This window comes from Pseudoduganella ginsengisoli, from assembly GCF_009720865.1.
In the GTDB taxonomy this organism is placed as follows: domain Bacteria; phylum Pseudomonadota; class Gammaproteobacteria; order Burkholderiales; family Burkholderiaceae_D; genus Rugamonas; species Rugamonas ginsengisoli.
In genome coordinates this window covers 173,516-197,600 of the sequence record NZ_WNLA01000010.1, presented here as the reverse complement: position 1 = coordinate 197,600, position 24,085 = coordinate 173,516, and the positions used below count along the sequence as shown (strand labels likewise).

Genomic DNA, 24,085 nt, shown 5'->3' with positions numbered 1-24,085 from the left:
GTACTAACTATATGCCAGATTTTTTAGGATGTCAAACGGCGTTCGCGGTACCACAGCGCCAGCATGGCGGCGGCCACGGCGAGCGCAAATGGCCACGCGGGCAATGGCGCCGACTGGCTGCGGACGGAGGCGTCAGACAGTGTCCGCGCCGCATAGGCGCGGGTCGCCTGCTGGCGCAACCCGTGGCGCCACTGGGGCCAGTCACGCTCGCCATAGACATAGATGGCATGCTGCGCGCCGCCGCTGGACAGCATATGCCACCCGGCGCGCTGCGGGATGAACGCGGCGCACAGCCCTTCCGCGCGTCCGCTCCTTGCCTGCCACGCGATATCCGGCATGCCTTGTATGCTCAATGGTTTTGCCTGCGCCACGCCCTGTGCGCACACTTGCGTGCGCATACCGGCCACCGGCATGGCGTCCGGCTGCTCCCACACCACGCCTTGCGCGCCGCCATTGACGGCGGCATCGATCAGCGTTTGCCACCATGCGCCCAATGCTACAGGCGATGCTATCGCATGACGGTGCCAGTCCGCCACGCCCACCCATACGATGCCGCCCTGCTTCCAGCTGCGCTGCCACAGCCATGGTTTGCCCCGGCTGTCGGTCGCCAGCACGCGCCATGCTGCCGCCTGTGGCACGGGATTGAAGCTGGCAGGCGCCAGCGCGATTTGCTGCGCAGCGGCGCCGAATACGCGGGTGTCTTCCCTCTCCGTCGTGGCCGATTGCGGCGCCAGCGGCAATGCCAGTTCCCGCTGCCACACGGCAGGCTGGCTGGCATTGCCGCCCAACACGACCAGCGGCAAGCCTTGCGCCACCTGGCCCAGCAGCGCGGCCCTGGCCGGCTGCGGCGCGCTTTCAAACCATGCGGCATCGATGAATTGCGCATTCGGCTTATCCAATGCGGCGCGCGCCGATTCCGTGCGCGACAAGCCCTTGCCCAGCGTAGTTTGCCAGTCGACGATGGCGCCGCTGGCCGTCAGCCAATCATTCAATACGCGCGTGTCGAACGATGGCGCGCCAAAGCGGCCGATCACTTGCAGCGGTACGGGTTCCGTCACCAGCAGCGGCACGGGGCCTTCTGCCAATGCTTTGCCATTGCCGTCCAGCAGGCGGGCGCGCAGCACGAGCTTTTCCGCCAGCGGCGGCAGCCAGCTTACCGACAATTGCGCCATGGCCGGCGCGGATGCCTGTGCCTGCGCTGAAGCCGCAACCGGCGCCGCGGCGTCGGCCAGCACCTGCCCATTTTCCGCCAACAACTGCAAGCGCCACGCCGCGACGGGCTGCGATCGCCGCACAGTCAGCGTGAACGCGCGCCCCAGCGGCACGGTGCGGGCAAAGTCCAGCAGCAGCACGCCGCCGTTTGGTGCGGTCCAGCGCAATGGACGCGCCGGCACATCTTGCCATTGCGCGTCCGTCAAACCATGCCCCGTCAATGCCAGCGATCCCGCCTCCGGCACGGCCAGCAACGAACGCGCCAGCGCATCGCCTGGCACGTCCGATGCGATGGCCAGTTCATCCGCGTCGCGCATGGGCCGCGCGGGTTCCGACAGCAGCGCCGCCAGCGCGGCAGCCCCGGCCAGCACCAGCCCTGCATCGGCCCAGCGCCGCTTGCGGCCATACAGCGCCGCGCTGCCGAAGCCTGCCAGCAGCACGGCAGCGCCTAGCCAATTCCATGCCCACAAAATGTTCATGGCGCCCCCTTGCCGCGCCACGCCTGGCGGAACCTGCTGTCGGCCAGCGGCCGCGCCTGCAGCACGGCAGGCAGGTCCGCCAGCGTGCCGCGCAGCCATGCACGCAGCGCGCCCCGGCATTCGACGCAGCCATCCTGCACGTCCTGCACGGCGCGCTGCGCCGCCAGCCTGTCGTCATCCGATGCAATGCGCGCGGCAATCACATCACGCGCCGTCTTGCTCCACAGGGCAGGCAGCGGGCCGTCGCTGCCCAGCGCCTGCACCAGTTCCCGCACTTCTTTCGGTGCGCCGCCCAACGCTTCGCCCTGCGCGCGCCTGCTGCTTTGCGCACCCACCATATCACCTGTCATGCGCTTTTCTTCCTTGATGGCAGGCGGCACGAATGCCGTGCGGTGCAAATACACGCGCTCCGCCTGCTGCAATTCCTTGATGGCTTCCAGCGCCTTGTATTCCGGCGGCAGCGCGGGCTTGGGTGCAATGGCGCGCAATTCTTTCTCCGCCGCCCACATGGCTTTCAATGCGCGGCGCAGCACTTCCTTGGTGGCCGGATCAAAAATCGTGGCGGCTTCCGATTCATCGTGCGCATGGCCGAATTGCGCCAGCACGTTATCCATCTTGCCAAAACCGCCCGGCGCCGCACCCGCGCCGCCATGGCCTTCATGCTCATCATGTTCATCGCCGCCAAACAGCGACGACTCTTCCCCCAAAAACTGGCCATAGCGCAGGCGCAGCTTGGCCTGGTCGGTGGCGATGGTTTCACTGCGGCTGCGCAGCGCTTGCGGGCTCAGTTTCGGCATGTCCGCTACCAACTGCTCCGTGTCGATAATGATCTGGCGCTGGCTGCGCAAGTTTTCCGGCTTCACCATCGATGGCAGCGCAGTGGCATCCAGGCTTTCCGATTGCGGTCCCGGCAAGCGCAGCGTGTACGTGGGCGACTGCGACGTGTGGGGGTGATCGGGCGCATTGTCCGTGGCGCGGATGAAGTAATACAGTTCATCGCCCGGCTCCATGCCCAGTTCCGCCAGCGGCCACTGTTTTTTCCACGTCCGCACGCGCGGGTCCGCCGATGCCGGCAGCGGCATTTCCTTGTCGGAAAAGCGGATATTTTCACCGCTGCCCCGCGCCAGGGTCAGATGCAGCGATGCGCGGACGATGCCGTAATCATCTTTCGCGGAAACCGCGATTTGCACAGCTTGCGTTCCTTGCGCCAGCACGTGCACGGTTTCCGCTGGCGCGGCAATGGCCACTTCCGGCGCCTGGTCCGGCGTGACGCGGATGTTGTAGCGGTTCTTCGGCTGGTGGCGTGCGCGCCAGAACAGCGATTCATCCGCCTGCCACTGCGCACAGTGTTCGCCGACCGGCAACACTTTGCCATCGCCCAGTTCCACGGCCGACGCGGGTTCATTCGCACGGCGGAAACACCAGCGCACGTCGCTGTATTGCGGCACCTGGATATCGCGCGCCGGCGTTTCAAATGCAGCGGCCCTGGTATAGGCGGGCGGCGTGACCTTTAACAGCAACTCACCCGGCTGCGCGGGCGGCAAGGCGGCACGTGATGGCGCAGCGGGCTTCACGGCGCCCCCTTGCTGCAGCCATGCCCAGCATGCGCCGCACACCAGCACGCTGAGAGCGGCCGGCAGCCAGCGGAAACCCGTGCGTGCCGCGGCAATAGCGCGGTAATCGTCAGCCTGCAAGGCTTGGTGAATACGGGCTTCCAGCCGCTTGCGCTGCAATTGCGCAATGGCCGACACGGGTGCTTGCGCCAGCAACGCCGTACTGTCTTCCAGCTCCGGAATGGCGGCGTCGAGCCAATGCGTCCATTGCGACTGAAGGCGCAGGCTGAGCACGCGGATATCGAACAGCAGCCACGCCATCCATGCCACCAACAAAGCGATGCCCGGCAGCGGCGCGGCGGCGCGCAGGCCGCCATACAGCACCAGCAATACCGGCAGCAATGCAGCCATCCATAATGGCGCGCGGCGCCTGGCTAGCGCGCGCCACAGCTGGCGGCGGATGGCGTAAGAATAATCAGCGGCGGCGGACATGAGTCACCAGTCGTTCGGCAATAAACAGCGCCAGCAGCGCATAGGCCAGCCAGCCATCGGGACGCGTGCCTGGCATGGCCAGCGGCGACGGCCGTTGCGGCGGCAAGGTTTGCGCTGCCAGCGGCCATGCTTCCGGCGCGAAGTGCAGCGCATGCCACGTTTCATACAGCGCACGTGCGCCATCGGCATCGCTCGGCGGCCACGCATCGGATGCCCACAGCCGGCCGCGCGGACTGTCCGCCACTTGCAAAGGCATTGCGTTCACATGCAGCGTATGCACAGCCGCTTTATCGACGCCGGGCGCCAGCGGCAATGCGGCTGGCGGCAGCCACCACAGCGGCGCATTCCAGCCAGCCGGCGGCGGTGCGGCGCGGTCCCACACGATCAGCGATGCTTGCGGCGGCGCTTCAGAGCCGTCCAGCTCCGTCACCGCATGGCGTACCTTGCCATTGCCCGCCGCATCGAACGCCGCAAACAGCGCGCTCCATGCCGCCTTGTGTTCTGCTGGCGCAACCACGGCGACTGGCACCGTGGCGCCAGCAGCAGTGTCACGGTCCGCGCGCTCCACCGCAACGCCACCAGCCTGCGGCGCCAACCGGATCTCCACCCTGTGCGCCAGCTTCGGCAACTGTGCAGGCATGGCCACCTGTTTCGCCAGCACCAGCAGCTTTGCGTCCTTGCGCCATTCATGTTCATGCTTTTGCAGCCACGGCAGCACGTCTTCCGCCAGCGGCATGCGCTGCGCATGGGACAACCCCGCCTGCGCCGCCTGCTGATCCGCCCACGCAGCCGGCACATCACGCCCCACCAGGACCGTGTCGCCACGCCACGGCAGCGCCACCGCTGCCAGCCATGCGATCAGCGCCACCAGCAACAGGCAGCGCAGCACCAGCAACGGCACGTCATCCCAGCGCCATACGCGCATTTGCTGCGGCGGCGCGGCGGGCAGGAAGCGGGCCGTGGCCAGCGGTTCGGCCTGCGTGCGGCGGCGCTTTTGCCGGTGCCACCAAATGGGCAGCAGCAATACCGGCAGCGCCAGCCACCAGAAGGGGGAAGCCGCCGTCATGCAGACCTCCGCACCGCCACATTCAGCCAGCCCCGCAATGCATCTTGCAGCGGGTCTTCAATCACGGCGCTCACATAGGGAATGTCATGGCGGCGGCAATCTCCCGCTACGTTGCCAAAGTGTGCGCTCAATGCGTGCCGGTATGCATCGCGGTCAGCCCCTTGCAAACGGTGCAAGCCATCGCCGCCCTCCGGGTCCCGGTAAGCTGCGCCGGACTTGAAGCTCGCATTGACTTCAGCCCGCGTGCGAAGCGACAGCAGGCGTACGTCATGGCGCATGTGGCGCAAGCGCACCAGCGCTTCAGACAACGGCGACGGCCAGTCCAGCGCATCGGTGGCGGCAAACACAAGGCTGGGTGCACGGGCAAAGTGCAGGCATTTCTTCAGCGCTTCCGCATCCGGCAACCGCCCTTTCGGCTGCGCCGCTTTCAATGCCGCCAGCACGCGCTGCAACTGGCGCGGCCCGCGCGACGCCGGCGTGAATTCAATGCGGCCATCCGTGCACACGATCAAACCAAACGCATCACCCTGGCGCTGTGCGATGGCGGCCACGCAAGCGAGCATGGTGCGGGCAAACCAGAACTTGTCGAGCCCCGCCACTTCGCGGCTGGGCTCCGCCATCGACGCTGTCGCGTCCAGCCACAGCCAGGCCGCCACGTGGCTGTCCCGCTCCGCTTCACGCACGTAATAGCGGTCGGCCCTGGCCAGCAATTTCCAGTCGACGCGGCGCCACTCATCGCCGGGCGCATAGGCGCGGTATTCAGAAAATTCCACGCCGGCGCCCCGTTCGCGGCCCGCGTGGATGCCATGGCCCAGCCCCGCCAGCACGTGGCGGATGACGAGATCGAGCTTGCCGGCATGGGCCAGCAGCGCAGCGGTTTCCAACATGCGCTGTTAATCCGGACGGATGGCTTCGCGCAGCGCGGCCAGGATATCGGCAATGGCAATGCCGTCCGCTTCCGCTTCGAAATTGCGCAGCACGCGGTGCGCCAGCACGGGCAACAGCATGGCGGCAATATCATCGCGCGTGACCGCCAGGCGGCCGTGCATCAGCGCGCGCGCCTTGGAAGCCAGCACCAGCGCCTGTCCCGCACGCGGACCGGCGCCCCAGCCCACGTGCTTGCGCACGGCGTCCACATGGGTTTCACGGGGGCGGGTGGCGCGCACCAGCCGCGTCGCATACACCAGCAAGTGTTCGCCAATCTCGATGTCGCGCACCAGTTGCTGCAGGCGCAGCAACGTGTCCACATCCATCACCGGTTCCGCATCGGCCAGGCCGGCATGCGTGGTGGCCGACACCATCGCGACTTCTTCGCTTTCCGTCGGATAACCGACGTCGATGCGCAGCAGGAAGCGGTCCAGCTGCGCTTCCGGCAGCGGATAGGTACCGGCCTGCTCGATCGGGTTTTGCGTGGCCAGCACAAAAAATGGCCGTGGCAATTTGTGCGTCTGTCCTGCAAACGTGACGGACCGTTCCTGCATGGCTTCCAGCAGCGCCGATTGCGTCTTGGGCGGCGCACGGTTGATTTCATCGGCCAGCAGCACTTGCGTGAACACGGGCCCTTTCTGGAAACGGAATTCCCGCTTGCCCGTCGCATGGTCTTCTTCCAGGATTTCCGTGCCGACGATATCGGACGGCATCAAGTCCGGCGTGAATTGCACGCGGTTGAATTGCATCGACGTCGCTTGCGACAGCGATTTCACCAGCAAGGTTTTACCCAGTCCTGGCACGCCTTCCACCAGCGCATGGCCGCCGCCCAGCAGGCAAATGATCAGCGAATCAATGACGTCTTGCTGGCCGATGATAACTTTGCCCATGCTGGCCTTGAGCGCAGCGACCTTGGCGCTCAGCGCGCCGATTTCATTTTCATTCCAGGACATCTTCTAGGCACCCAATGCGTACTGAATAATGTTGATGGCAAAGCGCGTGTTGTCCACCGCCAGCCAGCGCTTGTTGCGGAAGTCGTAATCCCACTCGCAGCCGTAATCCTTGTTGCTGTACAAGACGCGCACCCTGCCGCCAAACTCGATGGCTTTCAAATAGTCGTGCACGAGGTCATCACCCCAGCCATTCAATTCCACGCTGGTGTTCGGCGGACCGTCGAACTTGAAAAAACACGAATACAGCGGGTGAGTATTGGGGATTTTGTGCAGCGCTTTGGGTCCAAAGATTTTCGCCAGTTCCGCTTCCAGCGATTTCGCAAACAAGCCATCGATATCGTGGTTGCAGTCATCGATGAAGACAAAACCGCCGCCCTTCACGTAGCGCTCGAAATTCTTGCGCTCCGCCGGCGTGAATTGCACCAGCTTGTGTCCCGCCAGATAGCAGAACGGCGCTTCCAGCATCTTGGGATCGGACAGCGCGACGATGCGCTCGACCGGATCGACGCGCAACGTCGTATATTCCACCAGCGAATTGAGGACGTTGCTGGGCATGCGGATATCCACATCCCAGTCGCCCGATTCGTACGTCAGGCGGGTGAAATAAAAGTCATATGCCATGCGATGGGGTCACACCGCATCCGACAGCGACGTGAAATTAAAATCGCGGATCTTCATGGCCGGCAGCAGCATCTGGAAGCGCGACGCCGTGCCGCCCACCACTACCGGCTTGCCCAGTTCTTCGATATTGTTCAACATCGTCACCGGGCTTTCATTGAAACGGAAATTCTTGATCGGATGCTTGATCTTGCCGTTCTCGATATAGAACGTGCCGTCGCGCGTCAGCCCCGTCAACAGTTGCGATTGCGGATCGACCATGCGGATGTACCACGTGCGCGTGACCAGCACGCCCTTCCTGGTATTGGCAATCAATTCCGCCGTCGACTTGCTGCCGCCCGCCATGATGATGTTGCCGTGATTGCCGATCGCGCGCTTGCCCTGCTTGTGCGCCCAGTATGGCGTGTAATCCAGCCCCGTCACCACGCCATTCCTGATGATGTCCGTACGTTCACGCGCCAGCATGGAAGCCGAATCCCACGGCAGCACCGGCACATCCGGATTCCACGGATCCGCCCACACATTGACTTGTTCATCAAACAGTTTTTCACCGAGGCGGTTGCCGCCGCCCTTTTTCGACAGATAGCTGCGGCCTTCATCGGCATTACGGGCATCCATGGCGCCAAACATGAAGTTCAGCATGTCGGACGTGGCGGCCGGTTCCAGGATGACCGTATAGCGGCCCGGCTCCAGCGCTTTCGCATCGACGGAACGCACGGCTTTTTCAATCGCGGCGTCCGACGCTTCGCGCGCATCGAAGCGGCCCGCGTCATTGGCAAAGCGTGTGGCCCAGCCGGAACCACGGCCATCTTCCGTGCGCGTCGTGACGGTGAAACCCAGGTTGCTCAATTCCTGGTAGCCAAATACACCGTTGGAATTGGCCACCGTGTCAAAGCCGGTAACATCATTGAAGAAGCCCGCCGCCTGCAGCCTGGCCTTCTTGGCAGCGGCAATACTCTGGAACGCCACTTCCGCGCGGTATTCGGGATCGATGGCAGCCGTGTTCCTGCTCCACGTCGGCGAAGCCTTGTACGCCTGTGCTTTCGGCGCCGGCATAAATTCCGGATTGTCAGGCGCGAGGCGGGCCGTATCTTCCGCACGGCGCACGGCGCGCTCCAGCGACTTGTCATCGAATTCGTTGACGGTGGCCGTCCCCACGCGCTTGCCGAAAGCAACCGACACGGACAACGTCGTATCTTCCGTCAGCCCCGCCGTGGACACGGCATTGTTCGCATAGCGGATATTGCCCGTGCGGCGGCCCGTCAAACTCACTTCGCATTCATCGGCTTTGGACAAGCCGATGACCTTGCCGCAAATGCGTTTGGCTTCCTGTTCAGTCAAAAATTTCATCGTATTTCTTATCCGATCTTGCGGGCCGTGTTGATGACATTGACGCCGTTGAAGCGCGTGGTGGACGAACCGTGCGACACAGCCGACACTTGCGGCGGCTGGCCTTTTCCGTCAAAGAACGAGCCGCCCATACGCCAGTCGCGTTCATCGCACAGCGCGGAACACGCATTCCAGAAGTCTTGCGTATTGGCCTGGTACGCGGCGTCTTCCACCTGGCCGACGATCTTGCCATCCTTGATTTCATAATACAGCTGGCCGCCGAACTGGAAGTTGTAGCGCTGCTGGTCTATCGAATACGAACCGCGGCCCAGGATGTAGATGCCCTTCTTGATATCCTTGACCATGTCGTCCGGCGTCAATTTCTTCTTGCCCGCCGCCAGCGACACGTTCGGCATGCGCTGGAATTGCACGCTGCTCCAGCTGTCCGCATAGGAGCAGCCGTGCGATTCTTTTTCACCGATGATGTGGGCCTGGTCGCGTGTGGTCTGGTAATTCACCAGCACGCCATCCTTGATGATGTCCCAGCGCTTGCATGGGACGCCTTCATCGTCATAGCCAACAGCGCCCAGCGAACCTGGCGTGGTTTTGTCGGCAAAGAAATTGACGATGTCAGAACCGTACTTGAATTTCTTGCTTTCCCACTTGTCCAGCGTGGCGAAGCTGGTGCCCGCGTAATTGGCTTCATAGCCCAGCACGCGGTCCAGTTCCGTCGCGTGGCCCACGGATTCGTGGATGGTCAGGAACAAGTGTTCAGGGCTCAGCACCAGGTCATACTTGCCCGGCTCGATGGATTTCGCCGTCAGTTTTTCACGCGCCTGGCGGCCCGCAGCGCGGGCGTCTTCAATCAAGTCATACGCGCCGTTGTACAAGGTCGTGACGCCGCCTGCCGCACGCACTTTGTGTTCCGGCTTCGCGTCAAAGAATTCAAAGCCCATGCCGGCCGGCGACGACAAGCCGTCGCGCGTGCGGAATTTGCCGGACGCTTTATCGACGGCCGTGGCAGTGAACGGAGACCACAGGCGGTGCACGTCCTGGTCGATGTATGACCCATCGGTGGAAGCAAAGTATTTTTGCTGGTTTACCTGGAACAGCATCGAGCGCATAAAGCTGGCGCCCGCCTGCATTGCCGCCTGGTTGGCGGCAATCAGCATTTCCGCCTTGTCCTTGATGGGAACCGTACGCCAGTCTTTCTTGAATGGCGTGGCCCATGCCACTTCACCCACGCCTTTGACGGGCGCCAGGCGTACCGGCTCTGTTTGCAGGCGCGCATTGGCTTTCGCGATGGCGACGGCCTGGCGCGCGGCTTCCGCCACAGAGTCCAGGGTCATGACATTGGTGGCCACGAAACCGTAGGCGCCATTGGCAATCACGCGCACACCGGCGCCGGATGATTCCGTATTCGTGATGTTTTCCACCGCCATATCGCGGGTCACAATGAACTGGTTCAAATAGCGGCCGATACGCACATCGCAATAAGTAGCGCCAGCCTTGGTGGCGGCATTCATCGCCGCATCCGCCAAGGACTTTTTGAATTGCACAGCCATGGGGCTGAGCAATTCTTCCGCCGCAATCGCATTGCCGAATACCGGCACCAGCAATGCGCCGCCGGACAGGGCGCCTACTTTGAGGAAGGTACGTCGTTCCACTATTTACTCCAGTTCATTGTTGATACTGCCTGCTTATACCGCGTCCGACAGCGACGTAAAGTTGAAATCCCGTACCTTCATGGCAGGAATCAGCAACTTGTATGGCGATTCATCGCCGCCGAGGATTTCCGGACGGCCGATTTCCTCGATATTGTTCAGCATCGTCACGGGGCTTTCATTGAAGCGGAAGTTCTTGATCGGATGCTTGATCTTGCCGTTCTCGATATAAAACGTGCCGTCGCGCGTCAGGCCCGTCAGCAGCACGGATTGCGGATCGACCATGCGGATATACCAGGTGCGGGTCACCAGTACGCCCTTCTTGGTGTTGGCAATCAATTCCGCCGTCGTCTTGTTGGTGCCGGCCATGATGAAATTGCCCGGCGTGCCGACGGCGCGCTTGCCCTGTTTTTGCGCCCAGAAGCGCGAGTAATCCAGGTTGGCCACTTTACCGTTCTTGATCACGTCCATACGCTCACGCGCCAACAGGCTGCCGTTGTCCCATGGCGTGACGGCGATATCCTTGTCCCACGGGTCAGCCCAGATGTTGACCTGTTCATCGAACAGTTTCTCACCGAGGCGGTTGCCCCCGCCTTTCTTGGCCAGGAAGCTGCGGCCTTCGTCAGCCGAACGGGCGCTGAAGCCCTGGAACATATACGCCAGCAAATCCGACGTGGCTGCCGGCTCCAGGATCACCGTGTAGCGGCCTGGTTCCAGCGCTTTCGCGTCAGCGGAACGCAGCGCCTTTTCTATCGCCACATCCGACGCTTCACGCGCATCGAACTTATTGGCGTCGCCCGCGTCGCGCCGTACCCAGCCCGAACCACGGCCATCTTCCGTGCGCACCGTGCACGTGAAGGACAGGCCCGTTTCCGCCTGGTGGCCAAAGATGCCTTTGGAATTCGCGACAGTTTCAAATGCCGTGCTGTCCGTGAAGAAGCCTGCCGCCACCAGCTTGTTCTTGCGGCTGTTTTCAATGCTGTATGCCGCCACTTGCGCGCGGAAGTCGGGGTCGATGTCGGCCGTGCTCTTGCTGAACGTATTCGAAGGCTTGTACGTTTGCTTGTCCGGCGTCGATACGAATTCCGGATTGTCCGGCGCCAGGCGCGCCAGGTCTTCCGCGCGGCGCACCACGCGCTCCAGCGACTTGTCGTCGAATTCATTGATGGTGGCAGTGCCCTGCTTCTTGCCAAAGGCGACTGACACGGCCAGTTGCGTATCCTCCACCAGGCCAGCCGTCGACACAGCATTGCGCGCGTAGCGGATATTGCCCGTCCGGTTGCCCGTCAACTTCACTTCGCACTCGTCGGCTTTAGTCAGCGACATTACCTTGTCGCAAATGCGTTTGGTTTCTTCTTGCGTCAGAATTTTCATGGGTCCAGTCCTTAGCCGATTTTGCGGGCTGTGTTGATGACATTGATGCCGTTGAAGCGCGCGGTCGACGAACCGTGCGACACGATCGACACTTGCGGCGGCTGGCCTTTACCGTCAAAGAACGAACCACCCATGCGCCAGTCGCGCTCATCGCACAGCGCGGAGCAGGCATTCCAGAATTCCTGCGTATTGGACTGGTACGCCACGTCTTCCAGCGGCTGCGTGATCTTGCCATCCTTGATCTCATAGAACAGCTGGCCGCCAAACTGGAAGTTGTAGCGCTGCTGGTCGATGGAGAACGAGCCGTCACCCACGATATAAATGCCTTTCTTGACGTCCTTGATCATTTCATCCGGCGTCAGGCGCTTGCTGCCGGCTTTCAGCGACACGTTCGGCATGCGCTGGAATTGCACGCTGGACCAGTTGTCCGCATACGAGCAGCCATGCGATTCTTTTTCGCCGATGATGTGCGCCTGGTCGCGGGTGGCCTGGTAATTGACGAGGATGCCGTCCTTGATGATGTCCCACGATTTGCAGCGCACGCCTTCATCGTCATAGCCGACAGCGCCCAGCGAACCCGGCGTGGTCTTGTCGGCCACGATATTGACCAGCTCCGAGCCGTATTTGAATTTCCTGGTTTCCCACTTGTCCAAGGTGGCAAAGCTGGTGCCCGCGTAGTTGGCTTCATAGCCCAGCACGCGGTCCAGTTCCGTCGGGTGGCCAACGGATTCGTGGATGGTCAGCCACAAGTGTTCAGGGCTCAGCACCAGGTCATACTTGCCTGGCTCGACGGACTTCGCCGTCAGCTTGGCTTTTGCCTGCTGGCCTGCCGCGCGGGCATCTTCCACCAGGTCGTACGAATTGCGGTACAAGGTCGTGACGCCGCCGGCAGCCTTGAATTTGTCTTCCTTGCGGGCGTCCAGGTATTCATAGCCCATGCCGACGGGCGTCGACAGGCCGGAGCGGGAGCGGAACTTGCCGGTTTTCTTGTCCACCGCCGTGGCGAAGAATGGCACCCACAGGCGGTGCAAGTCCTGGTCGATGTACGAGCCGTCCGTCGACGCGAAGAATTTTTGCTGGTTGACCTGGAACAGCAGCGATTGCATGAAGCTGGCGCCGCCATCGAGGCCCGCCTTGTTCCCTGCGATCAGCAAGTCCGCCTTTTCCTTGATCGGCACCGTGCGCCAGTCTTTCTTGATCGGCGTGGCCCACGATACTTCGCCTACGCCTTTGACGGGCGCCAGGCGTACCGGTTCCGTTTGCAGGCGCGCATTGGCTTTGGCAATCATGACGGCCTGCCGCGCAGCGCCCGCCACGCCGTCCGGCGACATGTCGCTGGTGGCGGCAAAGCCATAAGCGCCATTGGCAATAACGCGCACGCCGGCACCGCTTGACTCCGTGTTGGTGATATTTTCGAGATTTAAATCGCGCGTGGTGAGGAACTGGTTCAGGTAGCGGCCTATGCGCACGTCGCAGTACGAAGCGCCAGCCTGCGTGGCGGCCGTCATCGCGGTATCGGCCAGCATTTTTTTGTACTTCACATCAGCGGGCTTCATCAGCTCTTCGGCTGCGATGGCCCTGCCAAATGGCGGCAGCAGCATGGTGCCAAGCGCCAGGCCACTGATGTTGAGGAATGCACGTCGTTCCATTCAATTGGTCTCCAAAGGTTTACTTCGAATTTTTGTGGCGCTTTGGCGGGAGTCGGGTAGCCCGCAAATTGCCGCACAGCTTAATGCAGGTTTTATGCCATTGGGCGGCAGCCCCCGTAAGAGAAACATAACGTTACACACGCGTAGCAGACGCACGTGGCAAGTTTATTAAATTGGCCAATTCAATACAGACGCCATATAAAAAATGTCCGGCCAGTGTCCGCGAACTGTCCGCCCGACACGTGGTGCGGACACTTTCAGAATCCGCTTGACCACTGTTGTCGGTTACACCATTATCGGCGCACGCGACCGGTGCGGTCGCCCAACAAAGGAGGATTCGAATGAAGAGATTGTTCCTGGCTGCGGCGCTGGCCTGCGGCATGGCTGGTCCGGCCCTGGCGGACGACGCCCTGAAAGCCGCCCTTGCCAGCCCGGCCCGCACGCCAGCCAACGTGGCGCGCGACGTCTACCGCCATCCATACGAAACGCTGACGTTCTTCGGTATCAAACCCAATATGACGGTGGTGGAACTGTCGCCGGGCGGCGGCTGGTACACGGAAGTACTGGGCCCTTACCTGCGCGACAATGGCAAGCTGATTGCAGCCGGCGCGTCGCCTGCTTCCGCCAATGAAAACATCCGCAAATCCGCTGCCAAGTTCCAGGAAAAACTCAACGCCAATCCCGGCACCGCCAAGGTCCAGCTGGGCGCGTTCGAACCGTCGAACAACGTATTCACCTATGCGCCGAAAGGCAGCGCGGACATGGTGCTCACGTTCCGCAATATCCACAACTGGATCGGCAATGGCGACGACAGCATGAAAGCGCTGTTCGCCAGCATTTACGACACGCTGAAACCAGGCGGCATTTTCGGTGTGGAAGAACACCGTTTGCCGGCATCCATGACGCAGGATGCGAAGGCGTCCACCGGTTACGTGCACGAAGCGTACGTGATCAAGATGGCGGAACGCGCCGGCTTCAAGCTGGTGGCCAAATCGGAGATCAACGCCAACCCGAAAGACAATGCCGACCATGAAGGCGGCGTGTGGGCGCTGCCGCCGACCTATGCCAACAAGGACAAGGATCATGCGAAATACCAGGCGATCGGCGAAAGCGACCGCATGACGCTGAAGTTCGTGAAACCGCAATAAGCGGATAACGCAAGCAGCACTACCACCTCCGGCGCGGGCGTTCGCCCCGCGCCCATCCCGGTTTGTAGCTTTTTCGCACAGCCGGTCACAAAAAGTCATGATTAGACTTTTTTTTCAGATTCAATCCTTTCTACAATGAAAAATTACGCACGCTCGTGCGCATAATTTTTTGTCACCTTTGACTGTTCGGAGTGATCGATGCGACACAATCTGGCTGTTTCTGCGACTGAATACCACCTGGAAGATGGCCGTCCCATCGTCTCCAAGACAGACTTGAAGGGCAAAATTACGTTTGTGAACCCGTACTTCGTGGAAGTCAGCGGATATGCGGAACATGAATTGCTGGGCGCCGCACACAATATCGAGCGCCATACGGACATGCCGCAAGCTGTCTTTGCCGACTTGTGGGCCACCTTGCACCAAGGTTTGCCATGGAGCGGCATCTTGAAAAACCGCCGCAAGAATGGCGACTTTTACTGGGTGCAGGCCAACATCACGCCCGTGATGGACCATGGCCGCATTGTTGGCTATATGTCCGTGCGCACCAAAGCCACGCGCGAACAAATCGCGGAAGCCGAACAGCTATACCGCAGCGTCGCTTCCGGCGCCGGCGTCGTCATCAAGCAGGGCCGCGCGGCCCGCACGGGATTTATCGGCGCGCTGCAAAGCTTGCGCACGTTGACCGTCAAAGCCCGTATCACGATTGGCCTGGTGGCGTTCAGCGGCATGTTCATTACGATGGGCACGATCGGCGTCACCAACCTGCAAGGTTCCGCTGCCAGCTGGATGGGCTGGCTGGCGTTTGTCGGCTTGCTGTTTACAGCGCTGCAAGCCTACGCTTTCCACATGGCGGTGGCGGGCCCGCTGAGCCGCGCACTGGATGTGGCCCGCACCTTGGCGGGCGGCGATTTGACGGCATCGATCGACACGTCGCGCGCCGATGATATGGGCCAGATGCTGCGCGCCTTGCAGCAAATGAATGTAACGTTGCGCGCCGTGGTGGGCGACGTCAGCGCCAATGTCGGCCTGATGCAGGCGGCCACGCGCGACATCGCGGCGGGCAATTTGAACCTGTCGTCGCGCACGGAATCGCAGGCATCGAGCCTGGCGCAAACGGCATCGAGCATGGGCGAGTTTGCCACGGCCGTACAGCGCAACGCGGAGCACGCGCGCCAGGCCAGCACCCTGGCTGCATCGACCACGGACGTGGCCACGCGCGGCGGTGAATCGGTCGCGAAAGTGGGCGCCACCATGGGCGACATCAGCACGTCGGCCCGCAAGATTGTCGACATCATCGGCATCATCGATGGCATCGCATTCCAGACCAATATCCTGGCGCTCAATGCCGCCGTGGAAGCAGCACGCGCCGGTGAACAGGGCCGCGGCTTTGCCGTCGTGGCAACGGAAGTGCGCTCGCTGGCGCAGCGTTCGGCCAGCGCGGCCAAGGAAATCAAAGGCTTGATCGACAATTCCGTGCAACAGGTCGAACTGGGCAACAAGCTGGTGGCGGAAGCCGGGCAAACCATGGCGGAAATCATCGGTTCCGTGCAGCGCGTGGCCGGCATCATGGGTGAAATTGCCGACGCCAGCCATGGCCAGACGTCCGGCATTGCGCAGGTCAACCGCGCCGTGGCCGACATGGACCAGGGCACGCAGCAAAATGCGGCGCTGGTGGAACAGGCGGCAGCGGCAGCAGCCAGCCTCGATGAACAGGCGGGACAGCTGGCCCGCGCCGTGTCCGTATTCCGCGTTGAAGGGGCGCAGAACAATAGCCTGCGGCGCCTGGCCGCATAATGCCTGGCCGTCACACTTGCAGCAGCCAGCAGCCCGGCTCGGCGCCCCCGTAGCCCCCCTACGCGCCCAGCATATTGGACGGCTGCGTCAAACCCTGCTAACGTTGGCGCAGTTCGATTTCAACTGCCTTCGCATGCACGCTGTCCGCCGCGCCATTGTCTCTGCCTTGCTGCTTGCCTGTACCGGGCTGCCCGGCGCGGCGCAGGCGCGCCCGCAAGACACGGCCTTGCGCATCGTGCTGCCGATGCTGCATCCCAGCGCGCGCGAGCACGCCAGCTACTTCCCCCGCCTGCTGCAACTGGCGCTGGAAAAAACCGCAGCCACCGATGGTCCCTTTGAAATCGTTCACTACGACCGCGAATTGACCAGCCCCCGCCAGGCGCTGGAAATCAAGCATGGCGGCGTGATTGACGTGATGTGGGATGGCACCAACCGCCAGCGCGAAACGGACTTGCTGCCGATCCGCATATCGCTGCTGCAGGAGTTGAACGACTACCGGGTGTTCTTGATCCGCCGCGGCGACGCGGCGCGCTTCGCCGGCATCCACAGCCTGGAACAATTGCGCAGGCTGAAGGCCGGCGCCGGCGTCAATTGGCCGTCAACGGACATATTGCGCGCCAATGGCTTGCCCGTCGTGACGTCGATCGGCTACGAATACCTGTTCCCCATGCTGCGCGTGGGCCGCTTTGACTACATGCCGCGCGGCACGCAGGAAGCGTGGTCGGAATTGCAGCAGCACGCGGATGACGGGTTTGAGGTGGAATCCACCATCTTCCTGCATTACCGCGTGCCGTATTACTTCTTCGTCAGCCGCACGCGCCCGGAACTGGCCAAGCGCATCGAACGCGGCTTGAGGATCGCGCAAAAGGATGGCAGCTTCGATGCGCTGTTCAACACCATCCCTGCATTCCAGCGGGGGATGGCGGAGATTGCGGCAAAGAAACGGCGCGTGTTTGAACTGAAAGTACCCTGATCAGCGCTTTTCTTCTTTCACCGGCACAAAGTTCAAGTCCTGGAAGTCGTAGCTGAAATCCGTCTCGCTGGACACCGGCGCCATTTTCATGCGTTCGATACTGCCATCCGGGTTCAGGGCAAACGTCACATATGCATCCGCGCCAAAGTTACGCTGGCGCCAGCGCACAATGAACGTGTCGTGCTGGAAGTGTTCCAGGTCACCCACCAGGTCTGGCGTTTTCGCAAAGCGCATCACTTGCTTCTTGCCTTCCCGCTTGATCGACACCAGCCCATACCACGTATCGCGGTACTCCCCTTCGTACGATGCAAGCGGCAGTGACGGCGACGACTTCACTGCACGGGCAGACGAAGCCTTCGCGACTTTCGCCACTTCTTCCTTGTGGCGCGCTTCCTCGTCTTCCGCAATGATGCCGATCCAGTCGCGCTGCGGCGCACCGAAGTAATGGTCAAGCAAACGCCATTGCAGCGCGTTCATCGAACCACTGTTTTCCGCATTCGTGAAAATCGCGATACCCAGGTTTTCATCCGGCACCATGACCACGCGCGAATAAAAGCCCTGCAGCGCGCCGCCATGCGTAGCCAGCTTGCGGCCACGGTAGTCGCGCAACTGGAAGCCCAGGCCATAGCCATAGAAATTCGGCTTGGTGTCCGCCAGTTTGCCTTTCGGCTCCGGCACTTTCATCGGCGTTTGCAGCGTCCACATTTCCGCCACCTGCCTGGCGCTGAGCAGCTGCTTGCCGTCCGCTGTTTTACTGTCGGCTATCTTGCCGCCATTGAGCAGCATCATCATCCAGTGCGCAAAGTCTTCCGCATTGGTATTGATGCCGACTGCGCCAACGGCGTTTTCCACCGGCATGGGTTTGACGACGTAAGTTTTTTCGCCGATCTTACTGTGCGGCGCGGAATAATCCGGCGCCTGCAACATGGCGGCAACGCTGGTGGTGGTGCCCATCATGCCCAGCGGCGCCAGGATACGGTCGCGCATCGCCTCGCCCCAGGGCTTGCCGGCCTTTTCCGCAATGATCTTGCCCGCCACAATGTACAGCAGGTTGTCGTACGCATAGCGGTCGCGGAAGCTGGTGGCCAGCTTAATATGGCGCAGGCCCTCGATGATTTCATCGCTGGTGAACGTCGTGGTCGGCCACCACATCAAGTCACCCGCGCCCAGTCCCAGGCCGCTGCGGTGCGTCAGCAAGTCGCGCACGGTCATGGCGCCCGTCACGTAAGGGTCGTTCATCTGGAACCAGGGCACATGCTTCGTGACGGGGTCGTCCCATTTCAGCTTGCCCTCATCGACCAGCATGGCCAATGCAGCCGCAGTAAACGCCTTGGAGTTGGACGCGATTTCAAACAGCGTCTTGCCCGTCACCGGAGTGGGATCGCCCAGCTTGCGTACGCCGTAGCCCTGCGCCGCAACGACTTTGCCATCCTTGACAATCGCAATGGCGATGCCCGGCACGTCAAACGTTTTCAATACGCGCTTGACGTCCGCATCGAGGTTGTATGCCGTGGTTTGGGCCGCTGCCGCCGGCGCGGGGATGACGACGTCGGCCCATGCTGCGGGGCTGCAAGCGGCAAATGCCGACAATGCGGCGGCGGCCAGCGCCAGGCGCTTCAATGTCAACGCGGCCATGTCAGCGTTTCCCCAGCACTTTGTCGACATTGGTTTGCGTGTCCGGGTGATAGCGTGGACGCGCCTTGCGGTAAATCGCCAGCGCCCATTCGCGCTCGGCAGGGCTGGCCAGCAGCGCCGTGTACAGCGGCAGCACAAACTTTTTGCGGCCCACATTCATCAGGAATGCCGTCAGCGGCTCGCGCACGCTGTAGCCTGCCTTCACGCTGGCCAGGTAAAAGCGGAACGCCACTTCATTGTTGCCGCTCTTGCCCAGGGCGAAAGCCTGGTCCAGCTCTTTCATTTGCTGCGCCGTGGCCTTGCCATCGATGGTATTCAGGAAGTGCATCCACTCGATGGCGACCCAGTTTTTCGTGTCCAGGTTCGCAGTCGGCAATTCGCCTTTGAGCCAGGCGTCGCGCTGCGCGTCGAGCGCCGTCAGGCGCGGCGACACGGTATGCTTGGCGGTAGCCGGTACGGCAGGACCATACAGCCACTCGTCCAGCTCTGCTTTGCTCATGACTTCCGGATGCGCATCCAGCAGGTTTTTCTGCAGGTACGCGACGAATTGTTCCGTTGTCGCCGACTGGAATGCGTGCTGGTCAAACCAGCCGCGCAGGAAGGGATCGAACACGTCGCGGCCCGCGCGCTGCTCCAGCGTATGCAGCAGCCACGCGCCTTTCGGATACGCCAGCTGGTCATCCGTGTACGTCTGCGATGGATTGCCGTCAGGGTCGCGCGTGATCAGCGCCTGCTTGGCAACTGGGATGTCTTTCAGCGATGCGAACAATTCTTCCTGTTCCAGCTGCAAGCCCATTTCCGCGACTTCCTTGCCATAAATGCTTTCCACGATACGCGTCGTCACGTAAGTGGTGAAGCCTTCATTGAGCCACCAGTGTTTCCACGTCGCGTTGGTGACCAGGTTGCCGGACCACGAGTGCGCCAGTTCATGGGCAATCAAGTCCACCAGGCTGCGGTCGCCCGCAATCATGGTCGGCGTCAGGAACGTCATGCGCGGGTTTTCCATACCGCCGATGGGGAACGATGGCGGCAGCACGATCATGTCGTAGCGTCCCCACCGGTACGGGCCATACAGCGATTCCGCTGCCGACACCATTTTTTCCGTATCGGCCAATTCATACGCAGCCGCTTCGATACGCGCAGGTTCCGCATACACGGCCGTGCGCGGGCCCAGGTTGCGCAATTCCAGTTCACCGATGGCGATCGCCAGCAGGTAGGCAGGTACCGGCTGCGGCATCTTGAATTTCCAGCCGCCCGCGCCCGTGCTTTTCTGGTCGTTTTCCGCGCTCATCACGACACGCAAGCCTTGCGGCGCATCGATGCGGGCGCTGTACGTGAAGCGGACGGCCGGCGTATCCTGCACCGGCGCCCACGAGCGGGCATCGATGGTCTCCGACTGGCTGAACATGAATGGCCGCTTGCCGGACATGGTTTGCTGCGGCGTCATCCACTGCAGCGCGGGCGCGGTCGGCGCCGTGTGGTAATAAATGCGGACTTTTTCCGGCTGCGTGGACAGCGCGATGCGCAGCGCCTGGCCCTTCTCGGCATCCGGCTTGTCCAGCATGTACGACGCGGCGGCCCAGCGGCCGTTCGGCTGCAGCACCTGCACTTTGGCGATGCTGAGCTGGCGCGTGTCGAGCACCAGCGAGCGGGCGGATTTATCGAGCCAGTTCAGGCTCAGTTCCGCATAGCCGGTCAGGGTTTTGCGGGCAAAGTCGGCTTTCAAGTCGAGGTGCAAGTCGGTGGTGCGCACCTGGTCGTAACGCGCATAGCTGAGTGGATCTGCGTGGACGTTGGCCGCCGTGTGGGCAAACAGCGCGCACAGCGTCATGCGCAAGATGGTATTCGTTCGCATAGTTCTGTTCATTCAGTGGATGGAAAGCCGGCTCTCCCGGGCAGGCGCGGTGCAGCATAGCACAGGGGGCGTGCGGACTGTGTGCACTGTCTGTGTGCATTGTCTGTGTTATGATCCGCTCTGAACTTTGGGGAGTAGTCAGCTTCCGGTCCCGGAAGAACCCGCGTCAACATAATCGGCCCGCAGGCCGTGGCGCAGGTGGCCTTGCAACATTGCATGGCTTGACGAGACCATTGATCATGCGCGGCCACCATTACGCAGACAGGGCCGGAGCCGCGCATTGGTCAATCGGTCTTTTTCCGGTCCGCTGCGCAATTCCCATGGAAGCATTCCTGATCTCCACCGGCATCGTCGCCCTGGCCGAAATCGGCGACAAAACCCAGTTGCTGGCATTCTGCCTTGCCGCGCAATTCCGCCGTCCCGTGCCCATCGTGCTGGGCATCTTCACTGCCACCATTTTCAACCACGCCTTTGCCGGCGCGGCCGGTTCGCTCATCACCGGCTTGCTGGGCCCCGATGTGCTGCGCTGGGTATTGGGCATCTCGTTCATCGCCATGGCGGGCTGGATGCTGATTCCCGATGAAATCGATGAAGACGACCAGCCGGCCGCCAAATATGGCGTGTTTGCCGCCACCGTGATGGCCTTTTTCCTCGCGGAGATGGGCGATAAAACGCAGATCGCCACCGTGGCGCTGGCTGCCCGTTTCGACAGCCTGGCGGCCGTGGTGGCCGGTACCACGTTCGGCATGATGCTGGCCAACGTGCCAGCCGTGTACCTGGGCAAAGGCGTGGCGGACCGCATTCCGTTAAAACTCGTGCACGGCATTGCGGCGATGATTTTTGCCGTGCTGGGTGTGGCGACGCTGCTGGGTGCGGGGGACCGCTGGCTGCGTTAAGACAGGCTTGACGGCACGTCCGGCGCATTGCCGGACGCAGGCGCCTGCTGTTTATATCTGGGCCATACCGCCATCGACAAACAGCTCAATGCCATTGACGAAGCTAGCGTCGTCCGATGCGAGGAAGACAGCGGCTTTCGCAATCTCATCCGGGTCGCCGAGGCGGCCCATCGGGATCTGCGACGCCAGGTGGTCCAGCAAGCCTTGCTGCTGCTGCGCGTCATCGCCGGCCAGTCCGACCAACCCTGGCGTACGGGTCGCGCCCGGGCTGAGGGTATTGATGCGGATGCCGCGGTCTTTCAAGTCCAGGATCCAGTTGCGGGCAAACGCGCGCACGGCAGCCTTGCTGGCGGCATACACGCTGAAGGCCGGCGTGCCGCTGCTGCCCGCCGTCGACCCGGTCATGATCACCGAAGCGCCTTTCGACAGCAGCGGCAACGCTTTCTGCACGGTGAACAGCGTGCCTTTCACGTTGCGGCCAAACGTATCGTCGAATTGTTCTTCGGTGATCTCCCCCATCGGCAACATCGAGCCGCCGCCGGCGTTCGCATACAACACATCGATGCGGCCAAATCGTTCTTTGACTTCACCATACAGCTTGTCCAGCGCGGAGAGGTTGCTGGAATCGACGCGCAAGCCCATCGCGTTGTGGCCGATGGCGTCCACCGCGGCGTCCAGCTCTGCCTGGCGGCGGCCGGTAATGACCACCTGCGCCCCTTCCAGCGCAAAACGCTTGGCGGTGGCGAGGCCAATACCACTGGTGCCACCGGTGATGACGGCGATTTTGTTGTCGAGTTTGCGAGTCATGATGTGCTCCTTCGTGTCAGTGTCAGTCAAGTTGGCGGGCCATCCGCATCCTGCGTGGCCCGATGAACCCATGGTAGTCACACGGCACACGATTTAAAATAGCAACAAACGCAAACCATCATTTCATTTTTGCAGGTGATCTCTATGTCTGCACTGCCGGACTTCGAAGGCTTGGCTATGTTCGCCAAGGTCACGGAAGAACGCTCCTTCGCCGGCGCGGCGCGCGCCCTCGGTGTGTCGGTAGCCACGGTTTCGCGCGCCGTGGCCCGGCTCGAGGAACGGCTCGGTGCGCGGCTGCTGAACCGGACTTCACGCCAGTTGGCGCTGACGGAGTTCGGCCACGTCATAGCGGAAAGCGCGATGAAGGTGTATCAGGAAGCCGAGGCGGCGGAAGGGGCAGCGCGCGAGATGTCGGCCCGCCCGCGCGGGCTGATCCGGCTGTCTGTACCCATGTCTTTCGGCCTGCGCTGGGTGGCACCGCTGCTGCCCGCGTTTTTCAGCGAATACCCTGAGGTGTCGGTGGACCTGCATTTGTCGGATGCGCAAGTCGATCTGGTCGGGCAAGGTTTCGATGCGGCGCTGCGCATTGCCGTCATGCCTGATTCTTCGCTGGTCGCGCGTCGGCTGTGTCCCGTGTCGCCACTGGTCGTGGCCTCCCCGGCTTACCTGGCCCGGCATGGGACGCCACAACATCCGTCAGAACTGGTCCGGCATGCATGCCTCGGATACGCTTACCGCGCGCGCAGCGACGTCTGGCGCTTCACCAATGAGGCAGGGGAAGAGGCGGCGATTAAACCCGTTGGTCCATTGCGGGTGACCAATGCCGATGCCCTGATGCCCACAGTGCTGGCGGGCCTGGCGATCGCCGAGTTCCCGGAATTTATTTGTGCGGACCAGGTGCGCGACGGTAGCGTGGTGCCGATTTTGCGTGACTGGACGCTGCCGCGTGGCGGGCTGTATTTTGTCACGCCCTCGGCGCGGACACGGCCTGCCAAGATCGAAGTCTTGTCGGAATTCTTCGTACGCCATCTCAGCCAGCCGAGCTGGCGGATCGCCGGCTAAAGTAATTGCCGCTCTGTTATTTTCCGAGAGAATTCCCGCCACTTTTTCATTCAATAATGCTGGCGTTATCCACACTAATTGAAAGACGACACGATGCGGAAATTCTTGATGGGATGGCTCGCGATATTGACCCTGCCTGCCAGCGCCGTTGGCGCCGAATATCAACTGAAACTGGATGGCGGCGCCGCGCTGTCGGTGGAAGAAAAGCCATTCGCGGCCAGCCAGCACACGCTGCGCGATTGCCATCAATCGTACAAAACCTGTGTGGTGGATGGCGTTGCAACGCAAGGCGTCGTCAGCGAAATCCGCACGGAACTGGCGCCCGTTACCGTGTCGGTGGGCAGCAAACGCTATATGCTCGATACCAAAGGCATGTTCAACCCGCAGCTCAGTGAAAAAGACATGCCCCGCTCATTCGGCGGCTTCTGCTATGACGAAAACAATTGCGGCTTCCGGGCATTGCTGGGCGACGCAGGCGGCACCTACGTGGCGGAATGGATCATCCACAACCAGGTGGTGACGCGCACCGTGCTGGCTGCCGATGATGATTTAATCCATCTGTTCCGGGACCACCTGAGCCCAACGCGCTATCACTAAGC

Annotated in this window: 19 protein-coding genes and 1 riboswitch; of the genes, 6 read left to right on the top strand and 13 right to left on the bottom strand. The window is 61.9% G+C overall.

The annotated features are described in order from the left end of the window. Positions 1–23 precede the first annotated feature (23 nt). The 10 genes from GM668_RS16195 to GM668_RS16150 are packed head-to-tail and all read right to left on the bottom strand — an operon-like array spanning position 24 to position 13,316. The gene (locus GM668_RS16195) at positions 24–1,691 is read right to left on the bottom strand and encodes a hypothetical protein (RefSeq protein ID WP_155439996.1); all 1,668 of its coding nucleotides are present in this window, start codon (positions 1,689–1,691) and stop codon (positions 24–26) included. Next, positions 1,688–3,736 carry a DUF4175 family protein gene (locus GM668_RS16190; protein WP_155439995.1) on the bottom strand — a complete coding sequence of 683 codons (2,049 nt, stop codon included), beginning with the start codon at positions 3,734–3,736 and terminating at the stop codon, positions 1,688–1,690. The genes GM668_RS16195 and GM668_RS16190 overlap by 4 nt, the downstream gene beginning before the upstream one ends. After that, complete coding sequence (locus tag GM668_RS16185) at positions 3,720–4,802, bottom strand: BatA domain-containing protein (protein ID WP_155439994.1); 1,083 nt, start codon at positions 4,800–4,802, stop codon at positions 3,720–3,722. The genes GM668_RS16190 and GM668_RS16185 overlap by 17 nt, the downstream gene beginning before the upstream one ends. Continuing rightward, positions 4,799–5,689 carry a DUF58 domain-containing protein gene (locus GM668_RS16180; RefSeq protein ID WP_155439993.1) on the bottom strand — a complete coding sequence of 297 codons (891 nt, stop codon included), beginning with the start codon at positions 5,687–5,689 and terminating at the stop codon, positions 4,799–4,801. Before GM668_RS16180 ends, GM668_RS16185 begins: the two co-directional genes overlap by 4 nt. 6 nt (positions 5,690–5,695) lie before the next feature. After that, the gene (locus GM668_RS16175) at positions 5,696–6,682 is read right to left on the bottom strand and encodes an AAA family ATPase (RefSeq protein WP_155439992.1); all 987 of its coding nucleotides are present in this window, start codon (positions 6,680–6,682) and stop codon (positions 5,696–5,698) included. Between the two features lie 3 nt (positions 6,683–6,685). Beyond that, on the bottom strand, positions 6,686–7,303 hold the full coding sequence (locus GM668_RS16170) for a DUF4159 domain-containing protein (RefSeq protein WP_155439991.1): 618 nt from the start codon (positions 7,301–7,303) through the stop codon (positions 6,686–6,688). A 9-nt stretch (positions 7,304–7,312) separates the two neighbouring features. Then, positions 7,313–8,650, bottom strand: a complete 1,338-nt coding sequence (locus GM668_RS16165) for a TldD/PmbA family protein (RefSeq protein WP_155439990.1) — start codon at positions 8,648–8,650, stop codon at positions 7,313–7,315. An 8-nt stretch (positions 8,651–8,658) separates the two neighbouring features. Further along, entirely contained in the window at positions 8,659–10,296 is a 1,638-nt protein-coding gene (locus GM668_RS16160; RefSeq protein WP_170305666.1) for a TldD/PmbA family protein, read from the bottom strand. A 33-nt stretch (positions 10,297–10,329) separates the two neighbouring features. Then, complete coding sequence (locus GM668_RS16155) at positions 10,330–11,667, bottom strand: TldD/PmbA family protein (RefSeq protein ID WP_155439989.1); 1,338 nt, start codon at positions 11,665–11,667, stop codon at positions 10,330–10,332. A gap of 11 nt (positions 11,668–11,678) precedes the next feature. Continuing rightward, positions 11,679–13,316, bottom strand: coding sequence for a TldD/PmbA family protein (locus GM668_RS16150; protein ID WP_155439988.1), 1,638 nt, complete (start codon positions 13,314–13,316; stop codon positions 11,679–11,681). Positions 13,317–13,657: 341 nt separating this feature from the next. On the opposite strand from GM668_RS16150, the gene GM668_RS16145 reads away from it, so the two are divergent. From GM668_RS16145 to GM668_RS16135, 3 genes are all read left to right on the top strand, one after another. Then, a complete protein-coding gene (locus GM668_RS16145) occupies positions 13,658–14,464 on the top strand; it encodes a class I SAM-dependent methyltransferase (protein ID WP_155439987.1) in 807 nt (268 codons plus the stop codon). 198 nt (positions 14,465–14,662) lie between these two features. After that, positions 14,663–16,258, top strand: a complete 1,596-nt coding sequence (locus tag GM668_RS16140; protein WP_155439986.1) for a methyl-accepting chemotaxis protein — start codon at positions 14,663–14,665, stop codon at positions 16,256–16,258. Positions 16,259–16,391: 133 nt separating this feature from the next. Continuing rightward, positions 16,392–17,231 (top strand): substrate-binding periplasmic protein, encoded by an 840-nt coding sequence (locus GM668_RS16135; protein WP_155439985.1) that lies wholly within the window; start codon positions 16,392–16,394, stop codon positions 17,229–17,231. Here the strand turns inward: GM668_RS16135 and GM668_RS16130 are convergent, their stop codons facing one another. Continuing rightward, positions 17,232–18,866 carry a serine hydrolase gene (locus GM668_RS16130; protein ID WP_155439984.1) on the bottom strand — a complete coding sequence of 545 codons (1,635 nt, stop codon included), beginning with the start codon at positions 18,864–18,866 and terminating at the stop codon, positions 17,232–17,234. Between the two features lies 1 nt (position 18,867). After that, positions 18,868–20,721, bottom strand: a complete 1,854-nt coding sequence (locus GM668_RS16125) for a M1 family metallopeptidase (RefSeq protein WP_155439983.1) — start codon at positions 20,719–20,721, stop codon at positions 18,868–18,870. A 115-nt stretch (positions 20,722–20,836) separates the two neighbouring features. Further along, positions 20,837–20,944, top strand: a riboswitch (yybP-ykoY riboswitch). A 97-nt stretch (positions 20,945–21,041) separates the two neighbouring features. Here GM668_RS16125 and GM668_RS16120 point away from each other — a divergent pair. Further along, positions 21,042–21,617 carry a TMEM165/GDT1 family protein gene (locus GM668_RS16120; protein WP_155439982.1) on the top strand — a complete coding sequence of 192 codons (576 nt, stop codon included), beginning with the start codon at positions 21,042–21,044 and terminating at the stop codon, positions 21,615–21,617. A 51-nt stretch (positions 21,618–21,668) separates the two neighbouring features. Here GM668_RS16120 and GM668_RS16115 read toward each other — a convergent pair whose 3' ends face one another. Next, positions 21,669–22,424, bottom strand: a complete 756-nt coding sequence (locus tag GM668_RS16115; protein ID WP_155439981.1) for an SDR family oxidoreductase — start codon at positions 22,422–22,424, stop codon at positions 21,669–21,671. Positions 22,425–22,568: 144 nt separating this feature from the next. Here GM668_RS16115 and GM668_RS16110 point away from each other — a divergent pair, with 144 nt between their 5' ends. Beyond that, positions 22,569–23,486: a LysR family transcriptional regulator gene (locus GM668_RS16110; RefSeq protein WP_155439980.1), complete on the top strand. Its 918-nt coding sequence runs from the start codon at positions 22,569–22,571 to the stop codon at positions 23,484–23,486. 108 nt (positions 23,487–23,594) lie between these two features. After that, entirely contained in the window at positions 23,595–24,083 is a 489-nt protein-coding gene (locus GM668_RS16105; protein WP_155439979.1) for a hypothetical protein, read from the top strand. Positions 24,084–24,085 lie beyond the last annotated feature (2 nt).